Below are 18,096 nucleotides of genomic sequence, written 5' to 3'. Positions count from 1 at the left end.
AGAAAAAATGAAGAAGGGCACACGCCGCCCATGCCCCTAATTGTGCCGCAGCGGCTCATGCCAGAATGGCCGTTCGGCAGCAGCCTGACGCACAGGCTTCGCCTGTGTCCGAAAGATGAGCCCAACCACACCACGCGATCCAGACTTTTATCATCATCTCCGCCGTGAACTGATGGACGGATGGCGGTGGCTGGACCGCGCCGTGGTATTGGCCTACGGCGCCCTCGCGGGCGCGGTGGTCGTGGGTTTTACCCTTCTCAGCCAACGCGCCTTCCATGCGTTCGAAGCTTTATACCACTGGCAGCCGTGGATCGTGCTGGTATGGACGCCACTGCTCACCGCCGCCCTTGCATGGATCACGATAAAGGCATTCCCCCGCGCGGCCGGCTCCGGTATTCCACAGGTGATTGCCGCGCTCGACACCAGCCTGGACGCGGCCCAGCGAAGCAGCCTGGTCTCGCTGCGCCTGTCGATTGCCAAGGTGCTGCTCGCCTCGGCAGGGTTGCTGGCAGGGCTTTCGGTCGGCCGCGAGGGCCCGTCGGTGCAGGTGGCCGCAGGCGTGATGCAGCATGCTCAGCGCTGGTTCCGCCAGCGCGGCGCCATCACCATCAGCCCGCATGCGCTCCTGGTGGCAGGCGGGGCCGCCGGTATCGCGGCGGCGTTCAATGCGCCGCTGGCGGGCGTGGTGTTTGCCATCGAGGAGTTGTCGCGCCGAATGGAAGCGCGCTACAGCGGCGTCATTCTGGCGTCCATCGTGCTAGCCGGGTTGATCGGTGTGTCGGTGTTCGGCAACACGGCCTATTTCGGCACCTTGCGCGTGCCGCCCCTCAATTGGGGGCTGCTGCTTCCCGGGATTGGCGTGGCATTGGCTGCGGGCTTGGCGGGCGGCCTGTTCGCCAGGCTGATGACCGTCTCTCTGCTGGGTACTCACAATGACCGTTTTGCAGCCTGGAGGCGCCAATACCCGGTACGTTTCGCGGCCGGGTGCGGTTTCGCGGTGGCGGTGATCGGCCTGGTCAGCGGAGGAATGACCTTCGGCGGCGGCACCGAGGCCGCCAGCGCCCTGTTGCATGGCGAAGCCCCGCCGGCGTCGGAGCTGTTCGCCCCGCTCAAGTTCATCACGCTCTGGCTCACGGCCTGGAGCGGCGTGCCGGCCGGGATCTTCGCGCCTTCGCTGTCGATCGGTGCGGGCATAGGCTATGACATGGCACAACTGACCGGACACCCCAATGCCATCGCCCTGATCGCCATGGGCATGGCCGGCTTCCTGGCCGCCGTGACACAAGCCCCGCTCACTTCCTTCATCATCGTGATGGAGATGATCGATGGGCGCTCGATGGTGCTGTCATTGATGGCAGTGGCGATGGCCTCCGCCGGCGTCTCGCGCATGATCAGCCGGCCGCTCTATGCGACCTTGGCAGCTTTCATGGTGGCGCAGGTCAAGGCGGCGAAGGCGCAGAGCGCGGAGGAAGCCCCGGCCGCCTCCAGCGCGGCGGCGGCTACGGCACCCGCTGCCCCCACCCCAGCAGCAGCCACACCAACGCCAGCACCGCCGTCACCGCAAACACCGTCCCCGCCCCCCTGTCTTGAGCAGCAGGCCGCCCAGGGCGCCGCCGGCAAAAAGACCGAGCGATTGCAGGGTGTTGTAGACACCCAGCGCCGCCCCTCGGGCGTGGGCGGGTGCCAGCCGGGAGATCAGGCTGGGCTGGCTGGCTTCCAGGATATTGAAGGCCAGGAAGAAGAAAAACAGCACGGTACCCAGGGCCCACAAGCCTGGCGCCTGGGGGGCCAGCAGCCAGAATGCCGCCTGCACCAGGAACAGCAGCGCGATCGCACCGCGCAGCACCGCCCTCAGGTGTCCGCGCCGCTCCAGGGCAAAGAGCCCGCCCAGCAGCACGAACGAAGCCAGCACAGCCGGCAGATAGACATGCCAGTGCTCTGCCTTCTGAAGGCCCGCCTGCACCAACAGGCCCGGCACCACCACCCACATCGACATCTGCACGGTGTGCAGCACGAACACGCCCAGATCCAGGCGCCATAGGTCGGGATGCAGCCAGACATCGGCCAGGCGGCCGCGCGGCTGATCGGCGTGGCGTGCGGGCTCAGCCGGTGTCCAGCCCAGCACCACCACGATGCCCAACACCGCCAGCACCGCCGTCAGCACGAACATGCCCGACAAGCCGAACCACCCGGCCAGCACGGGCGCGGCCATCAGAGAAATGGCGAAAGTGAGGCCGATGCTCGCACCCACCATCGCCATGCCCTTGGTACGCACTTCATCGCGCGTCAGATCGGCCAGCAATGCCGTGACCGCGGCTGATACAGCTCCGGCGCCCTGCAAACCACGGCCGACGGCCAGCATCTGCACGCTGCCGGCTGAGGCCGCCCAGACACTGCCCAGCGCGAAGACCAGAAGGCCCAGCACGATGATGCGCTTGCGTCCGAAGCGGTCGGAGGCCAAGCCCAGGGGGACCTGCATCACCGCCTGCGTAAGGCCATACACCCCCATCGCCAGCCCGATGAGCGCGGGATCATCGCCACCGGGCAGCCGCGCCGCCTCCAGGGCGAACACGGGCAGCACCAGGAACAGCCCCAGCATGCGCAACGCGAAAATCGCCGCCAGCGACATGCTGGCCCGGCGCTCGGCCGGTGTCATGCGGTGGGTAGAGGTAGGGTTCTGGGAAAGCGGAACAGCAGAAGACATGGGCGCAGGAAGAGGCACCAGCCGAAACATCGACAACGGCGTATTGTCGATCATCCTGGAAATGCTGGTTTTTAGCAGAACTCTGGCCTCCAGCGGAATGACTGCACTTTCCCGGGGACGCGCTCCAACCGGTCGATTCTTCATTCCCTGCACAAAAACCCAGTACCACCGATAATGTGCGGTTGTCTTGCTGTCCGCATTTCCCCCTCTCCCAGAGCGGAAGGGAGAAAGAGAGCCCCCATCTTGAACGCCCGCTCCCTCCCCACGCCTGCCCCCGCTACCGGGGCTGATGATTCCCTGCATCTTGGCGCCGCCTTGCGCGCGCAGCGCATCAGCGTGCGCGGCGCGCGTACGCACAACCTGAAGAACATCGACCTTGATCTTCCGCGCAACCAGCTCGTGGTCATCACGGGCCTGAGCGGCTCCGGAAAATCCTCCCTGGCATTCGATACGCTCTACGCCGAAGGGCAGCGGCGCTATGTGGAAAGCCTGTCGGCCTATGCGCGGCAGTTCCTGCAGTTGATGGACAAACCCGATGTCGATCTGATCGAAGGGCTCTCGCCCGCGATCAGCATCGAGCAGAAGGCCACCAGCCATAACCCGCGCTCCACCGTCGGCACGGTCACTGAAATCCACGACTACCTGCGCTTGCTGTTCGCGCGCGCCGGCACGCCCTACTGCCCCGACCACGATCTGCCGCTGTCCATGCAGAGCGTGAGCCAGATGGTGGACGCGGCCCTGGCGTTGCCCGAAGGCACCCGGCTGATGATCCTGGCGCCCGTGGCGCGCGAAAAGAAGGGTGAATTCACCCCGCTGTTCGAGCAGATGCAGGCGCAGGGATACGTGCGCTTTCGCGTGGACGGCCAGATCGTCGAAACCGAGAATCTGCCTGCTCTCAAGAAAGCCGAAAAACACGACATCGACGTGGTGATCGACCGTCTGAAAGTGCGTCCTGACACAGCGTCCCGCTTGGCGGACAGCTTCGAGGCCGCCCTGCGCCTGGCGGACGGCCGCGCCATCGCGCTCGAGATGGAATCCGGGCGCGAGCACCTGTTCAACGCCCGGTTCGCCTGCCCGGCCTGCGGCTATTCCATCGCCGAACTGGAGCCCCGCCTCTTCTCGTTCAACTCGCCCGTGGGCGCCTGCCCCACCTGCGACGGCATCGGCACCATGGAGTTCTTCGATCCCGAGCGTGTGGTGGCCTTCCCCTCGCTGAGCTTGGCCAGTGGTGCGATCAAGGGCTGGGACCGGCGCAACGGCTACTACTTCGCGCTGATCGAAAGCCTGGCCAAGCACTACAAGTTCAATGTCGAAACGCCCTTCGAAGACCTGCCGGAAGCAGTGCGCCATGTCATCTTGCATGGTTCAGGCGAGGAAGAGATCAAGTTCAGCTATACCTTCGACTCCGGCGCGTCTGCCGGCAAGAAGGTGAGCAAGAAGCACCCTTTCGAGGGCATTTTGCCCAACATGGCCCGGCGCTACCGCGAAACCGATTCGCAGGTGGTACGGGAGGAGCTGGCCCGCTACCGCAGCCACCAGCCTTGCACGGACTGCGGCGGCACGCGCCTCAAGCGGGAAGCGCGCAGCGTGAAGCTGGGCGACGGAGCGCAGCGCCGCGCCATCTATGAAATCAGCCATGTCACGCTGGGCGAGGCCAAGGCGTATTTCGATGAGCTGCACCTGACGGGCGCCAGGGCCGAGATTGCCGACAAGGTAGTCCGCGAGATCGGCAACCGCCTGAAGTTCCTGAACGACGTGGGCCTGAACTATTTGAGCCTCGACCGCAGCGCCGAAACCCTGAGCGGCGGCGAGGCGCAGCGCATCCGCCTGGCCAGCCAGATCGGCAGCGGCCTGACGGGGGTGATGTATGTGCTCGACGAGCCCAGCATCGGCCTGCACCAGCGCGACAACGACCGGTTGATCGACACGCTCAAGCACCTGCGCGATATCGGCAACAGCGTGCTGGTGGTCGAGCATGACGAAGACATGATCCGCGCCGCCGACCATGTGGTCGACATGGGCCCTGGCGCTGGCGTGCATGGCGGCAGGGTGATGGCGCAAGGCACGTTCGAGCAGGTGGCCGCGACCCCTGATTCCGTGACCGGACAGTACCTGAGCGGCGCGCGCACCATCGCCATTCCCAGACGCACCCCGCCGCCTGTGGCCCTCTCCGGCAAGTACGAAAGCACGGCCGAGGCGGAAGCCGCCGGAAAAGCACCCGAAGGCGTGCTGCGCATCGTGGGTGCCAGCGGCAATAACCTCAAGAACGTGACCGTGGACTTTCCCGTGGGCCTGCTCACCTGCGTGACGGGCGTTTCCGGCTCTGGCAAATCCACGCTGGTGAACGACACGCTGCACAAGGCCGCCGCGCGGCAGATCCACCGGGCGCACGATGAACCGTCGCCCAATGAAGCCGTGGAAGGCCTGGAGCAGTTCGACAAAGTCATTGCGGTCGACCAATCCCCCATCGGCCGCACGCCGCGCAGCAACCCTGCCACCTATACAGGCCTGTTCACGCCCATCCGCGAACTGATGGCCGAAACCAATACCGCGAAGGAACGCGGTTACGGCCCCGGGCGCTTTTCGTTCAACGTGCCGCAATCAAGTGGCGGCGGGCGCTGCGAATCTTGCCAGGGCGATGGCGTGGTGAAGGTCGAGATGCACTTCCTGCCCGACGTGTATGTGCCCTGCGACGTGTGCCAGGGCCAGCGCTACAACCGCGAAACGCTGGAAATCCTGTGGAAGGGCAAAAACATCGCGCAAATCCTCGAGATGACCGTGGAGGCCGCGCACGCCTACTTCAAGGACCAGCCCACCATTGCGCGCAAGCTGCAGACCCTGCTGGACGTGGGCCTGAGCTACATCACCCTGGGGCAGAGCGCCACCACGCTCTCGGGCGGTGAAGCCCAGCGCGTGAAGCTGGCGCTGGAGCTCAGCAAGCGGGATACGGGGCGCACCCTCTACATCCTGGACGAACCCACCACCGGCCTGCACTTTGCCGACATCGACCTGCTGCTCAAGGTGCTGAATCAGTTGCGCGAGGCCGGCAACACCATTGTGGTGATCGAGCACAACCTCGACGTCATCAAGACCGCCGACTGGTTGATCGACATGGGACCAGAGGGCGGCGCGGGCGGCGGCACGGTCGTGGGCACGGGCACGCCCGAGCAACTGGCGGCCAACGAGGCCAGCTACACCGGGCGGTACCTCAAGCGGCTGCTACCCCGGTGAGCATTCAAAGCGCTCGATAGCACTCAATAGCCCGCAATGTCCTGGATGGCATCGACCACCATGCTCGTGCCGATGGCCATCAGCAGGATGTCTCCTGCCACGCGCACGTAACGGTAGCCGGACGGAGGAACGCCAAGCTGCACCACGATGGGCTGCGGCACCGCGTAATACGTCACGCCGCGCGGCAACGGCTGGCCCACGCGCCATTTCCTGGCTTGGCCGGGGGGCATGCAGCCGTTGTTCTTTTTCGCCAGGCCCGGAGGGCAGCGGCCTGCACGCCACTGGGGTTCGTAATACTGGCGGACCACCACGCGCTGGTGATCGTTGAAATAGCTTCCATAGACCACCCGGGGGGCAGGCGCCCGGCTGCGATGATCATCCCTGCCCCGATGATCGTCCCGATCGCGCCGATGGTCGCGGTCGTCATGCTGGCGGCGATGCGGATCTTTCCGGTTGCCATGGCCGTCTTCCCAGCCACGCTGCTGCCCCTGGTCGTTACCGCGTCCGCCGCCAGCCCAGGATGGTTTGTCTGCCCAGGCAGGCACGCTGGCAGCCAGCAGCGCCGCCAGAACGGCAGCGGTCATTCTCGTGGCGCCTCGGCGCTGCGGGTGGGACGAATAGGTAGACATCAGTGTTCTCCTTGCCTGAAGTGGCACAAGTGATTTGAACACCAGCTTAGGGCTCATTGCACCGCCTTCTGTGGCTTCCGGGAAAAGTTTGCCCGCTATATGTGAACACCTGCAACAACCCACCGCCTTCAAAACTTTTAGTTATTAGCTTCTTCCAAATCTATATAAACAACCCGATCACCGCCTGAGAAAATTCCAGGTTTCCCTCGATTCTTCCGATCTATGCGCATGCTTCGCTTTCTGCTGGCCCTCGCGGCGCTCTGCCTGCCCGCGTGGGCCATGGCGGCGCCGCCTTTGCTGACACCGGCAGAACTCAATACCCTCATCAAGGCGGGCACCGTGCGCATTGTGGATGTCCGCGAGGCAGATGCCTACGCCATGCAGCACGTGCCGGGAGCGGTGTCGGCTCCTTACTTCAGCCGCTGGCGCGGACCGGCCGATAACCCCGGGGCAGTGCCGCCCCTCAGCCAACTGACCCCTCTGATACAGGAGCTCGGCCTCACGCCCGAGGACCACATCGTCATTGTGTATACGGGCATCGACTCCACCGATTTCGGATCCGCGGCGCGCGTGTACTGGACGCTCAAGATGCTGGGCATGAAGGATCTCTCCATTCTCAACGGCGGCCTGACGGCCTGGAAAGGCGCCGGATTGCCTGTCAGCAACCAGCCCGCCACCGTGGCGCGCAGCCATTTTCAGCCGCGCATGGACCAGGACATGATCGCCACCCAGGCCGAAGTCCTCTCCAAGATCGGCAAACCGAACGTCAACCTCATCGATTCGCGGCCGGCGCCGTTTTTCACCGGCCGCATCGCGCTGGAAGCCGCACGGGCCCGGGGCACGTTGCCGGGTGCCGTCAACCTCGACAGCGATCTGTACTTCGAGCTCGGTACCGCGATGCTGATGGACAAGGCCGCCCTTGAGCAGGAAGCCGATGCCCCCTCGCTCAAGCCCGATGCGGAAACCATCGCGTTCTGCAACACCGGCCACTGGTCGGCCACTGAATGGTTCGTGCGCTCCGAAATCCTGGGGCAACCCCATGTGAAGCTGTATCCAGGCTCCATGGTGGAATGGACTCAATCGGCCAAGCCGCTGCCCATGATGAACGAGCCAGGCCGGCTGGCGCAATTGCGCTATCAGTTCATGAGCTGGTCGCATCGCAATCTGGGAACCAAGGCACCATGAACACGCTCGCCGCTACCGCCGACAGCACCACGCCGGCACCTACCTCGCCCAATCTATGGGCCCATCGCCTCCCGCTGGGGCTTGCCATCGCCGGGCTCTTCAGTTGGCTGGTGTGGTCCGTTTCCGTCCGGCAAGGCCTGCTGCTGCTGGTAGGCGTAGGCCTGGGCTGGGGGCTTGCGGCGGCGCGCTTCGGTTTCACCACGGGCTGGCGTCATCTGGTCGAAAACAAGGATCCTGCAGGGGTTTACGGGCAGATCCTGCTGCTCGCGCTGCTGGCGGTGCTTTCGATGCCGATGCTTGCCCATTTTCCCGAAACCACGGCGGCGCTCGGCCCGCTTTCCATCAGCCTTCTGGTGGGGGCCTTCGTGTTCGGGCTGTGCATGCAGATCGCCGACGGCTGCGGCTCGGGCACCTTGTACAAGGCGGGCCTCGGCGTGCCGCTCAACATGGCCATCCTGCCGCTGTTCGCGCTCGGAAGCTTCCTGGGCTCGGTGCATCTGAACGGCTGGCTGGCGCTGGGCGCTGCGGAACCCATTGGCCTCGTGGATCGCCTGGGCGCGGGCGGCGCGCTCGCCGCCACGCTGGTAGCCTTGGCTGTGGTGGCCGTAGGGGTCGGGGCCTGGAGCGGCAAGCGCTTCAGCTTCAAAACCGTGCCTGCGCGCTGGATATGGGGCGCCGTGGCCTTGGCCCTGTTCGCCGCGCTGAACCTGTTCATTGCCGGCCAGCCCTGGGGCGTGGTCTACGGCTTCGGGCTATGGGCGGCCAAGGGCGCCACGGCACTCGGCCTGTTCGACCCCACTCAGAACGCCTTCTGGAGCGATCCCGGCCACGCGCAGCGCCTCTCGCAAACGCTTTTGCTGGACATCACCAGCATCACCAACATCGGCATCCTGGCCGGCGCGCTGTGGGTCGCGCCCAAACGCCCGCAGAACTCGCGCCCGCTCACGACTCAGCAGTGGATGATCGGCCTGCTGGCGGGCTTCGTGATGGGCTACAGCTCGCGCCTGGCGTTCGGCTGCAACGTAGGCGCCATGGTCAGCGGCATCTCCACCGGCAGCCTGCATGGCTGGATCTGGGTACCGATGGCCTTCCTCGGTACGCTGATCGGCGTGCGGGTAAGAAAACATTTCAAATTCTGACCCGCGGAGCGCCTTGCATGACTACCACCGCCACCCGCCGCTGGATCTTCTGGCTCGCCCTCGTAGGCTTCATCGCCTGGGATTTTGCCCACTCGGATCCCGTGAATCTGCGGCTGGAGCCGCCCGTCATCGCGGCCGGCTCAGGCTCGACCGTACACGGCGGACATTGCGCCATGCCGAAATAATCGCTTTTGTCCGACGCGGACATGAGAGACAGCTTGGCACAATCGGCCCATCTGGACGGAGGATTCTCATGACACGTTGGACACCCCTTGCGGCCCTGGCGGCTACTGCCCTTCTGATCGTTGGCTGCGCCAGCTCCACTACCGGCAGCGTGACGACCGGAGGCTCAAGCCGGTCGCAATTGCTGCTGGTCTCATCGCAGGAAGTGACGCAGCAGTCGCTGAAGTACTACGACGAGCAGAACCGTGAGGCACGCTCGGAGGGCTCACTGATCACCAGCGGCCCCGAATACAACCGCGTGCATGCGATCATGGTGCGCCTGGTCCCGCAGGTCTCGACGTTTCGCCCCGATGCCGCCAAATGGCCCTGGCAGCTTGTCCTGATCAACGAAGACACCGTGAACGCCCATGTGATGGCGGGCGGCAAGATCACTTTCTATACCGGATTGATCCGCAAACTGAAACTTACCGACGACGAAATTGCCGCCGTCATGGGGCATGAAATGGCGCACGCCCTGCGCGAACACACACGCGAGAAGATGTCGCAAAGCGCGGCGGGCAACCTGGCGGTCTCCATTGGCGGTGCGCTGCTGGGCCTCGGCCAAGCCGGCACTCAGCTCGCCGGCATGGGCAAGCAACTGGCGCTGGACCTGCCGTTCTCACGCCACATGGAAAGCGAAGCCGACCTGTATGGCCTTGAACTGGCTGCCCGCGCCGGCTACGACCCGCGCGCGGCCGTCACGCTCTGGCAAAAAATGGCCAGCCTGGGCAGTAGCGGACCGGGATTCCTCTCCACGCACCCCTCCTCCGGGGACCGCACGGTCGCTCTGCAAGAGGCCGTACCCAAGGTCATGCCGCTGTATGAGGCCGCACGGTCCGGCCGCAGATAGGCAAGGCATTCCCGTAAGGCGGGAATCTCCTATCACCTCCCCGCCAGGCGCCCTCCGTCGGCGGTGAACGCCGCCCCATTGATGAAAGAAGCGCGGTCGGAACTCAGCCATACCGCCAACTCCGCAATTTCCTCTGCCGTGCCATAGCGCCCCATGGGGTTCTGGCTCCAGAGCAGGCGCTCTTTTTCAGGATCGCTTGCGCCCAGCAACGGAGTGGCGATATGGCCAGGACACACCGCGTTGACGCGAATACCCAGGTGGCCGTACTCGATCGCGGCGCTGCGCGTAAGCCCCACCACGCCGTGCTTGCTCGCCACGTAGGCCGCCGAGTTCGGCAGTGCCGTCAGGCCCGCGATCGACGCCGTGTTGACAATCGATCCGCCTTTCTGGCCCATGAGCTTGAGTTCGTACTTCAGGCATAGGAACACGCCAGACAGATTGACGGCCAGCATGTGCTGCCAGTCGCCGAATTCCACGTCGGCCAGGGATTTCCCCCGGCTGTGGGTTTCAAGGGTGCCAATACCCGCGTTGTTGAAACAACAGTCCACACGGCCGTAGTGCCTCGTTACCTGATCCAGCATGCCCCGCACTTGTTCCTCGCTGGCCACGTCAGCCTGAATCGCCAGTGCCTCGCCCAGCTCAGCCTGTATGGCGGCCACTGTGGCCTTGGCACCATCCAGATCCCTATCGGCGACGCAGACGGCCGCGCCTTCACGCGCGAACGAGAGGCAAGCGGCCCGCCCTATGCCGGAGGCGCCTCCGGTGACGAGGGCCACCCTGCCTGCCAGAAGCCGGCCGGCGGACGGCGAAACGGAAGACGGATCAGCGGTAAGTGAAGCGTTCATGGTCGGATGTATCCCATCGGTTGACGTCAAAAAAATCCTGAAGGAGCCGGTATCCAGTTAGGGCGTGCTCACACTAGTCGGCGTAGTTGCCGCGCCGGAACATCACGATCTGTTCGGTGATCAGCGTGACACTCGCTCTCTGAAGACTTCCAGTTAGCGGGCACCTGTTGTGATGTCCTCTGTCATTTCTTAGGCGGAATGCATATTACCCTATAGTATTATTAATAGTACAACTAATTTTATCTTACGGCATGTGCAAACGATACCGCCGGATCACCCGCTGGTGTCGCCCTGCTTCGTTGACCACGCAGGGCAGCCTTCGCTGCTGATTCTGGCCGACAAGGCGCGTGCCGCGAGAGTGGAGGTCACCCTGGAGCTCTGGGAAGGAAAGACAGCCGATGAGCCCCTCAAACGATGGGCTTCGGGCTTGATTCACCGAGTTACCTAGCCTAGCCTTTGCCGATGCAGCTGACTTTGCCGTGGTTGGCAATGTCTTCCGTGATCAGCTTGCCCGTGCTCCGGCTGTTCTTGTCTGCGCTGGCGGTGCTATCGCTCAGACTGCCCTTCAGCTGCGTGGTGCCCGTCACATCGATCTCGAAGCCACCCTGGCCCGCCGCGATATCGCTTTGCTCCGTGACCATCGCATAGCTGCCATTGCCCGGCCTTGACTGAAGCTGGCTCCCGCATTGGCGTCTTGCGCCGTAACTGAAGCTCAGGCCCGAGGAGCTTTGATGCGCACCGGCTGTAGCCGTATCTTGCAGGCTATCGACGCTCCTACAAACACCGGCGTTTCATTCCCGTCGCTTCAAGCCTACTGCAAACACTTGAGGATCCGCGCTTCCTATCCCTGGATTCCGGCCTTCGCCGGAATGACGAAGCCGGGGCGGGTCCGGGGCTCAAGTCGGCAGGTCTGCCTGTGTCAGTCTCTCCCGCATGCGGTGAGGAGAAGAAGCCTCAGCCGCGCGCAGCCTGCAACTGCGCCCGGGTGGCCTGGGCGGCGGCGCGGGCTGCATCCGCGAAATCCGGCCCGTTGCCGGCGTACAGGATGGCACGCGAGCTGTTGACGATGACCGGCCCGGTGGTGGCGCCCGCCGCGCCGCGCCAGCCGGCCTGCACCGTGGCTGTGGCATCGCCGCCCTGCGCCCCAACGCCGGGGATCAGCAAAGGCAGCGTGGGCGCGAGCTCGCGCACGCGTTCGATCTCCTGGGGATAGGTCGCCCCCACCACCAGGCCAAGTTGTCCGTTCGTGTTCCACGGGCCTTGCGCCAACTTCGCGATGTGTTCATACAGCAGCGGTTGGCCGGGGACGGAAGCCAGCCGCTGGTTCTGCAGATCATCACCGCCGGGGTTGGAGGTACGGCACAGCAGAAAAGCGCCCTTGCCCGGGTACTTGAGGTAGGGAGCCACCGAATCAAAGCCCATGAACGGCGAGAGCGTCACCGCGTCGGCATCGTAGCGTTCGAACGCCTCGCGCGCGTACTGCTCGGCGGTAGAGCCGATGTCGCCGCGCTTGGCATCGAGGATGACGGGTACTTGCGGCGCCACGGCGCGCATGCGCGCAATCAGACGCTCCAGCTGCGCCTCGGCCCGGTGGGCGGCGAAGTAGGCGATCTGCGGCTTGAAGGCGATCACCAGATCGGCCGTCGCCTCCACGATGGCAGCGCAGAAGTTGTAAATACCCTCCGCATCCCGGGCCACACCAGCCGGAAAACGCGCAGGTTCGGGGTCCAGCCCCACACACAACATCGATGCATTGGCGCTTTCAGCGGCGCGCAGTTGGTCGAGAAAGGTCATTCACCTATTTTAATTAGGTGGTTATGCAGACTCTAGAATGCCTCTTCGCTCCCTTTTCCCCGAAAAAGCCCGAGATGCAAAAACCTCAGACCAAACCCCGGATTCCCAACTTCTCTTCGGGCCCCTGCGCCAAGCGGCCGGGCTACGATGTCGCACAGCTGGAGTTATCCAGCCTCGGGCGCTCCCACCGGTCTGCGCTCGGCAAGAAGGTGCTGGGCGCCTGCTGCAGCGAAACGGCGCGCATCCTCGGCCTGCCCGAGGGCTATCGTGTAGCGGTGGTGCCGGCCTCCGACACCGGTGCGGTGGAAATGGTCATGTGGTCCATGCTGGGCGCGCGCGGCGTCGACATGCTGGCGTGGGAATCCTTCGGTTCCGGCTGGGTGACCGATGTTGTGAAACAGCTCAAGCTTTCCGATGTGCGCAAGCTGGAAGCGGGCTATGGCGAAATCGTCGATCTGAGCCAGGTCAACTTCGACAATGACGTGGTCTTCACCTGGAACGGCACCACCAGCGGCGTGCGCGTGCCCAACGGCGACTGGATCCCCGATGACCGCAAGGGCCTCACTATCTGCGACGCCACCAGTGCCGTATTCGCCATGGAGCTGCCCTGGCAGAAGCTGGACGTGATCACCTACTCCTGGCAGAAGGTGCTGGGCGGAGAAGGTGCTCACGGCATGCTGATCCTGGGGCCGCGTGCGGTGGAGCGGCTGGAAAGCTATTCCCCGCCCTGGCCGCTGCCCAAGATTTTCCGCATGACCAGCGGCGGCAAGCTGAACGAAGCCCTGTTCAAGGGCGACACCATCAATACCCCGTCCATGCTCTGCGCTGCCGATTACCTCGATGCACTGAAATGGTGCGAAAGCGTGGGCGGCGTGGCGGGCACGATCGCGCGCAGCCAGGCCAACCTGAAAGTGATCGAAGACTTTGTCGCGGCTCATCCGTGGATCAGCTTCCTGGCCAAGACCGTGGAGACACGCTCCAACACCAGTGTCTGCCTGCAGCTTGATCTGCCGGAAGACAAGGTGAAGGCGCTGGTGAAAATGCTCGAAACCGAAGGTGTCGCGTATGACATCGGCGCCTACAAGGACGCCCCTGCCGGTATCCGGATCTGGTGCGGCGCCACGGTGGAAAAGAGCGATCTGGAAGCACTGATGCCCTGGCTGGCCTGGGGATATGAGGCGGTGCAAACCCCCTGAGGCGCTTGCGCGCCGGGACGCACCCAGCGGCCTGGCAAAGCCAGCTCCGCGGGTGCCTTGGAATGGCCTGCTCCGCGGCCTATCGTGTGCAACAGATCCGTGAAGAGGTCGTAAGCGCACTTTAGAGGCTGCCACCGGTTTTGGAAGGAGACACATGTTCAAGATCAAGACCTATAACGCCATCTCCCCGAAAGGGCTTGAGCGCTTCGACCCCGGAAACTACGAGGTCGGCAGCGATGTTGTGCAGGCGGAGGCCTATCTGCTGCGCAGCCACAAGCTGCAAGGCGAGCCGGTGCCCCCTTCTCTGCTGGCGGTGGCGCGCGCCGGAGCCGGAGTCAACAATATCCCTGTCCATGATTACGGCGGACAAGGCATCGTGGTGTTCAACACCCCAGGTGCCAACGCCAATGCCGTGAAGGAACTGGTGCTGGCCGGCATGCTCCTGGCCACGAGAGGCATCCTTCCCGGGATTGACTATGCGCGCTCACTCAGCGCCATGGCCGATTCGGCCGAGATGCATCAGTTGCTTGAAAAGGAAAAATCACGGTTCGCGGGCAGCGAACTGCGGGGCAAGACGCTGGGGCTGGTCGGCCTTGGAGCCATCGGCTCTATGGTGGCCGATACGGCGCTGGCGCTGGGCATGAAAGTGCTGGGCTTCGATCCGGCCCTGTCGATCGATGCCGCCTGGCGCCTGCCGAACTCCGTGCAGCGCATGGAGAACCTGCCTTCGCTGCTGGCCCGCTCCGACTACGTGAGCCTGCACGTTCCCGCCCTGGACAGCACGCGCCACATGATCAACGCCGCCGCGCTGGCCGCCATCAAGCCGGGCGCCGTGCTGCTGAACTTCGCGCGGGAGACCATCGTGGATCCCGCCGCCGTCATCCAGAGCCTCGATGCCGGGCACCTGGGCCGCTACGTGAGCGATTTCCCCGAGCCCGGACTGGTCACGCATGAAAAAACCATCGCCACGCCGCATATCGGCGCCAGCACCGAGGAATCGGAAGAGAACTGCGCGGTCATGGCCGCCGATCAGTTGGTCGATTTCCTGGAGCACGGCCACATTGCCAACTCGGTGAACTACCCCGCCATCCGCATGGACAGGACCCCAGGCGCGGCACGCCTGGCCATCGCCAATGACAATGTCGCCGGTGTTCTGGGCAGCGTGCTCTCGGTGTTGGCGGAAGCAGGCCTCAACGTCATCGACATGAGCAACCGCAGCCGCGACGCACTGGCCTACAACCTGATCGATGTGGCCTCCGTGCCCGGTGCCGCCACGCGCAAGGCCATCGAGAGCGTGGCGCACGTCATTCGGGTGCGTGTGATCTGAGTTCACCCGACCGTCATCGTCGCAATCCCAGCCACGGCCTCAGTCCGCAGACAGCATGCCCTGTGGACTGGCGATAAGGTGACCGCCTCAGGCTGCATAGTCCGGCAGCGCTCCTCGGCCAGGCCGCAGCGTTCAGCGAATGAACAGCCTGGCGGCAGCGCTGCCAGATCCGGCGGTGCCCCGCCAATGGTTTCAAGCCGGCTGCCTCGCGCCAAGGCACCGTGTGCACGGCTCTTGAGCAACGCGATAGTGTAGGGATGGCGCGGTGCACGGATCAGTTCGCGTGCCGTCCCCTCTTCCACGATGCGCCCGGCGTACATCACGGCAATACGATCCGCCACCTCCACGGCGGCACCAATGTCGTGCGTGACAAACAGGACTGACAGACCAAGGTCGCGTTGCAGTTCGCGCAGCAGCAGCAGGATCTGGATCTGCACGGTGGCGTCGAGGGCGGTCGTCGGTTCATCGGCCAACAGCACTTGCGGTCGGCAAGCCAGGGCCAGTGCGATCATCGCGCGCTGGCGCATGCCGCCTGACATCTCATGGGGATAGGCCTGCAGCCGGCGTTCGGGGCTCGGTATGCGCACGCGCTCGAACAACTCCAACGCACGCCGATGCGCCTCTACCTTCGATACAGGCTCGTGCCGCCGGATGGTCTCGATGATCTGCGCACCCACAGGGTAGACCGGATCCAGCGCCAGCAGCGGCTCCTGGAAGATCATGGACACGAACTTGCCCCGATAGTCCGCCAGTTCGCGGCCAGACATGGCCAGCACATCGCGGCCGGCCACGCTGACCTCGCCGGAGATCTGGCTGCGACGAGGTGGATGCAGGCGCAGCAGGGTGCGCATGGTCACGCTCTTGCCGGAGCCTGATTCTCCGATCAACGCGACGACCTCGCCTTGGCGCACGTCCAGGCTGACGCCATTGACGGCGCGCACAGGCTTGCGGCCGCCCGTGAATGTGACGTGCAGATCGCGCAGGCGAACAAGGGGGTCTGCGGCGGCACTCAAGGAGGTTCCTTCTGCAGTCATGCCGGCAATGCCTCGGGGTGGCCGCTGCCGCGCTGGTGGATCAGGCAGGCGACGGATTGCTGCGCACGCAGCACGCGTGGCGGTTCTGTCTTTGAACAGACCGCGGCCGCCCGCGGACAGCGCGGATGAAAGCGGCAGCCGCTCGGCGGATCGATAGGGTTTGGAGGATCACCGGCCAGCGGCACCTCCTCGGTGCGATGGTCTGGATCCATGGAAGGCATGGACGATAGCAATGCACTCGTGTAGGGGTGCGCAGGATCATCAAACAGCGCATCCGAAGGACCGATTTCGGCCACCCGGCCCAGGTACATGACCATCACCCGATCGCTGATGAAGCGCACGACGTTGAGATCGTGACTGATGAATACATACGTGAGGCCGAACTCCGCCTTGAGATCCATCAACAGGTTGAGCACCTGCGCCTCGACGGATTTGTCGAGCGCGGATACGGCCTCGTCCAGGATCACCATGCGCGGTTGCAGCGCCAGCGCACGAGCGATGTTCACACGCTGACGCTGGCCGCCCGAGAGCTCGTGCGGATAACGCTCGGCGAAGCGGCCAGGCTCAAGGCCAACGCGCGCCAGCAGATCACGCGCGCGTGCCGTCGCCTCCCGCGCCTTCACACCATGCACGCGCGGACCGAAGGCGATCGAATCCTCGATCGTCAACCGAGGGTTCAAGGACGCATAGCTATCCTGGAACACCATCTGCACCTGACGCCGGAATTCCTTGAGCGGCAAGTCGCGGCTGCCCACGACGCGCCCATCGAACACCACTTCGCCGGCGCTCGGCTCGATCAGTTGCATCAGGAGACGCGCCGTGGTCGACTTGCCGCAGCCCGATTCACCAACCACGCCTAGCGTTTCGCCTTTCATGACCTCGAAGTCCACGCCATCCACGGCGCGCACAACCTTGCGCTGTCCGCCCAGCAGAGAGGTTCCCTTGGCCAGCGCAAAGTGCTTCATCAATCCGCCTACTTTCAGAAGCGGCTCGACTCCTTGCCCACCTGTGGCCGTGGCGGCTATTGGTTCCATAGACATGCGGCTCACCCTTTATTGTCCATGGCCGTGCGCAGGCCGTCGGAAAGGAGATTGAACGAAATAGAGGTGATGAAGATCATCAGGCCCGGCAACGCGGCCACCCAAGGCTGCACGTAGATCGCCGTGCGCAGGGTATTGAGCATCAGGCCCCACTCAGGCTCGGGCGGCTTGACGCCCATGCCGAGGAAGGACAGGCCGGATGCCAGGATCATCGACACAGCGATCAAACTGGTCGCATACACGAAAATCGGTCCCAGCACATTGCCCAGCACGTGCTCACGTACGATGAAAAAAGACCCCGCCCCGGTGGCGCGCGCGGCCTCCACGTAATCGCGGCCGCGTACCTGCGTGGTCACGGTCTCGGCGATGCGCGCTATCTGCGGAATGAATACGATGGTCAGCGAGATCAGCGAGTTCAGAATCCCCGCCCCCAGAGCGCCAGACAATGCAATGGCCAGCAGTACGGAAGGAAAGGCATAGAACACGTCGACGGTGCGCATGATCATGCTGTTGACCGCGCCACCTGCATAGCCGGCCGTAATGCCGACAATGGAGCCAAGCACGAAAGCGCACAGCACCGGCGTGATACCGATGAAAAGGGACAGCCGAGCCCCCACGATCAGGCGCGAAAGCATGTCTCGGCCCAATTCATCGGTGCCGAGCAGATGCCCTTCGGTGCCAATTGGCTTGAGCCGCTTGAGCATAGAGGCTTGATAGGGATCAGCCGGTGCGAGCCAGGGACCGAACACAGCCAGGCCGATCAGCAGCACGACCACGATGGCTGCGCCCATGGCTACAGGGTCGCGACGCAGCCGCAGCCAGACCGAGGCCCAGTAGCCGCGCCCACGCTGAGCCTGATGCGGCTGCATGGTGGCGGGAGACGAAAGCATGGCGTCCATG

The 18,096-nt window shown here is 64.3% G+C and carries 14 protein-coding genes and 2 pseudogenes; 8 read left to right on the top strand and 8 right to left on the bottom strand.

What is annotated here, in order from left to right:
- Positions 1-115: 115 nt before the first annotated feature.
- Positions 116-1,375: pseudogene (locus WJU18_RS02340) on the top strand (chloride channel protein); the annotation flags it as partial.
- A gap of 124 nt (positions 1,376-1,499) precedes the next feature.
- Here the strand turns inward: WJU18_RS02340 and WJU18_RS02335 are convergent.
- A pseudogene (locus WJU18_RS02335) lies at positions 1,500-2,656 on the bottom strand (MFS transporter).
- 291 nt (positions 2,657-2,947) lie between these two features.
- Here WJU18_RS02335 and uvrA point away from each other — a divergent pair.
- On the top strand, positions 2,948-5,935 hold the full coding sequence (gene uvrA, locus WJU18_RS02330; RefSeq protein ID WP_423458568.1) for an excinuclease ABC subunit UvrA: 2,988 nt from the start codon (positions 2,948-2,950) through the stop codon (positions 5,933-5,935).
- A gap of 23 nt (positions 5,936-5,958) precedes the next feature.
- Here uvrA and WJU18_RS02325 read toward each other — a convergent pair whose 3' ends face one another.
- Positions 5,959-6,564 (bottom strand): hypothetical protein, encoded by a 606-nt coding sequence (locus tag WJU18_RS02325; protein WP_423458567.1) that lies wholly within the window; start codon positions 6,562-6,564, stop codon positions 5,959-5,961.
- Positions 6,565-6,792: 228 nt separating this feature from the next.
- On the opposite strand from WJU18_RS02325, the gene WJU18_RS02320 reads away from it, so the two are divergent.
- The 4 genes from WJU18_RS02320 to WJU18_RS02305 all read left to right on the top strand — a co-directional run bounded on the left by WJU18_RS02320 (position 6,793) and on the right by WJU18_RS02305 (position 9,960).
- Positions 6,793-7,749, top strand: coding sequence for a sulfurtransferase (locus WJU18_RS02320; RefSeq protein WP_423458566.1), 957 nt, complete (start codon positions 6,793-6,795; stop codon positions 7,747-7,749).
- Positions 7,746-8,888 carry a YeeE/YedE thiosulfate transporter family protein gene (locus tag WJU18_RS02315; RefSeq protein ID WP_423458565.1) on the top strand — a complete coding sequence of 381 codons (1,143 nt, stop codon included), beginning with the start codon at positions 7,746-7,748 and terminating at the stop codon, positions 8,886-8,888. Before WJU18_RS02320 ends, WJU18_RS02315 begins: the two co-directional genes overlap by 4 nt.
- Positions 8,889-8,905: 17 nt before the next feature.
- Entirely contained in the window at positions 8,906-9,073 is a 168-nt protein-coding gene (locus tag WJU18_RS02310) for a hypothetical protein (protein WP_423458564.1), read from the top strand.
- A gap of 68 nt (positions 9,074-9,141) precedes the next feature.
- Positions 9,142-9,960, top strand: coding sequence for a M48 family metallopeptidase (locus tag WJU18_RS02305; RefSeq protein ID WP_423458563.1), 819 nt, complete (start codon positions 9,142-9,144; stop codon positions 9,958-9,960).
- A 32-nt stretch (positions 9,961-9,992) separates the two neighbouring features.
- On the opposite strand, the gene WJU18_RS02300 is transcribed toward WJU18_RS02305, so the two are convergent.
- From WJU18_RS02300 to pyrF, 3 genes are all read right to left on the bottom strand, one after another.
- Positions 9,993-10,805 (bottom strand): SDR family NAD(P)-dependent oxidoreductase, encoded by an 813-nt coding sequence (locus tag WJU18_RS02300; protein ID WP_423458562.1) that lies wholly within the window; start codon positions 10,803-10,805, stop codon positions 9,993-9,995.
- 449 nt (positions 10,806-11,254) lie between these two features.
- Positions 11,255-11,446 carry a hypothetical protein gene (locus tag WJU18_RS02295; protein WP_423458561.1) on the bottom strand — a complete coding sequence of 64 codons (192 nt, stop codon included), beginning with the start codon at positions 11,444-11,446 and terminating at the stop codon, positions 11,255-11,257.
- A 313-nt stretch (positions 11,447-11,759) separates the two neighbouring features.
- Positions 11,760-12,599 (bottom strand): orotidine-5'-phosphate decarboxylase, encoded by an 840-nt coding sequence (gene pyrF, locus WJU18_RS02290; RefSeq protein ID WP_423458560.1) that lies wholly within the window; start codon positions 12,597-12,599, stop codon positions 11,760-11,762.
- Positions 12,600-12,673: 74 nt separating this feature from the next.
- Between pyrF and WJU18_RS02285 the strand changes: the two genes are divergently transcribed.
- Both WJU18_RS02285 and WJU18_RS02280 read left to right on the top strand, forming a co-directional pair.
- Positions 12,674-13,795, top strand: coding sequence for a phosphoserine transaminase (locus WJU18_RS02285; protein ID WP_423458559.1), 1,122 nt, complete (start codon positions 12,674-12,676; stop codon positions 13,793-13,795).
- Between the two features lie 154 nt (positions 13,796-13,949).
- A complete protein-coding gene (locus tag WJU18_RS02280; protein ID WP_423458558.1) occupies positions 13,950-15,122 on the top strand; it encodes a phosphoglycerate dehydrogenase in 1,173 nt (390 codons plus the stop codon).
- A 2-nt stretch (positions 15,123-15,124) separates the two neighbouring features.
- Here the strand turns inward: WJU18_RS02280 and WJU18_RS02275 are convergent, their stop codons facing one another.
- From WJU18_RS02275 to WJU18_RS02265, 3 genes are read right to left on the bottom strand one after another with little or no spacing between them, the layout of a single operon-like run.
- Positions 15,125-16,156 carry an ABC transporter ATP-binding protein gene (locus WJU18_RS02275; RefSeq protein WP_423458557.1) on the bottom strand — a complete coding sequence of 344 codons (1,032 nt, stop codon included), beginning with the start codon at positions 16,154-16,156 and terminating at the stop codon, positions 15,125-15,127.
- The gene (locus WJU18_RS02270) at positions 16,153-17,190 is read right to left on the bottom strand and encodes an ABC transporter ATP-binding protein (protein ID WP_423460917.1); all 1,038 of its coding nucleotides are present in this window, start codon (positions 17,188-17,190) and stop codon (positions 16,153-16,155) included. Before WJU18_RS02270 ends, WJU18_RS02275 begins: the two co-directional genes overlap by 4 nt.
- Positions 17,191-17,201: 11 nt before the next feature.
- The gene (locus tag WJU18_RS02265; RefSeq protein ID WP_423458556.1) at positions 17,202-18,095 is read right to left on the bottom strand and encodes an ABC transporter permease; all 894 of its coding nucleotides are present in this window, start codon (positions 18,093-18,095) and stop codon (positions 17,202-17,204) included.
- Position 18,096: the final 1 nt, after the last annotated feature.

This window comes from Ottowia sp. VDI28, assembly GCF_049532675.1.
Lineage (GTDB): Bacteria > Pseudomonadota > Gammaproteobacteria > Burkholderiales > Burkholderiaceae_C > Ottowia.
This window is presented reverse-complemented; position numbering and strand designations above follow the sequence as displayed.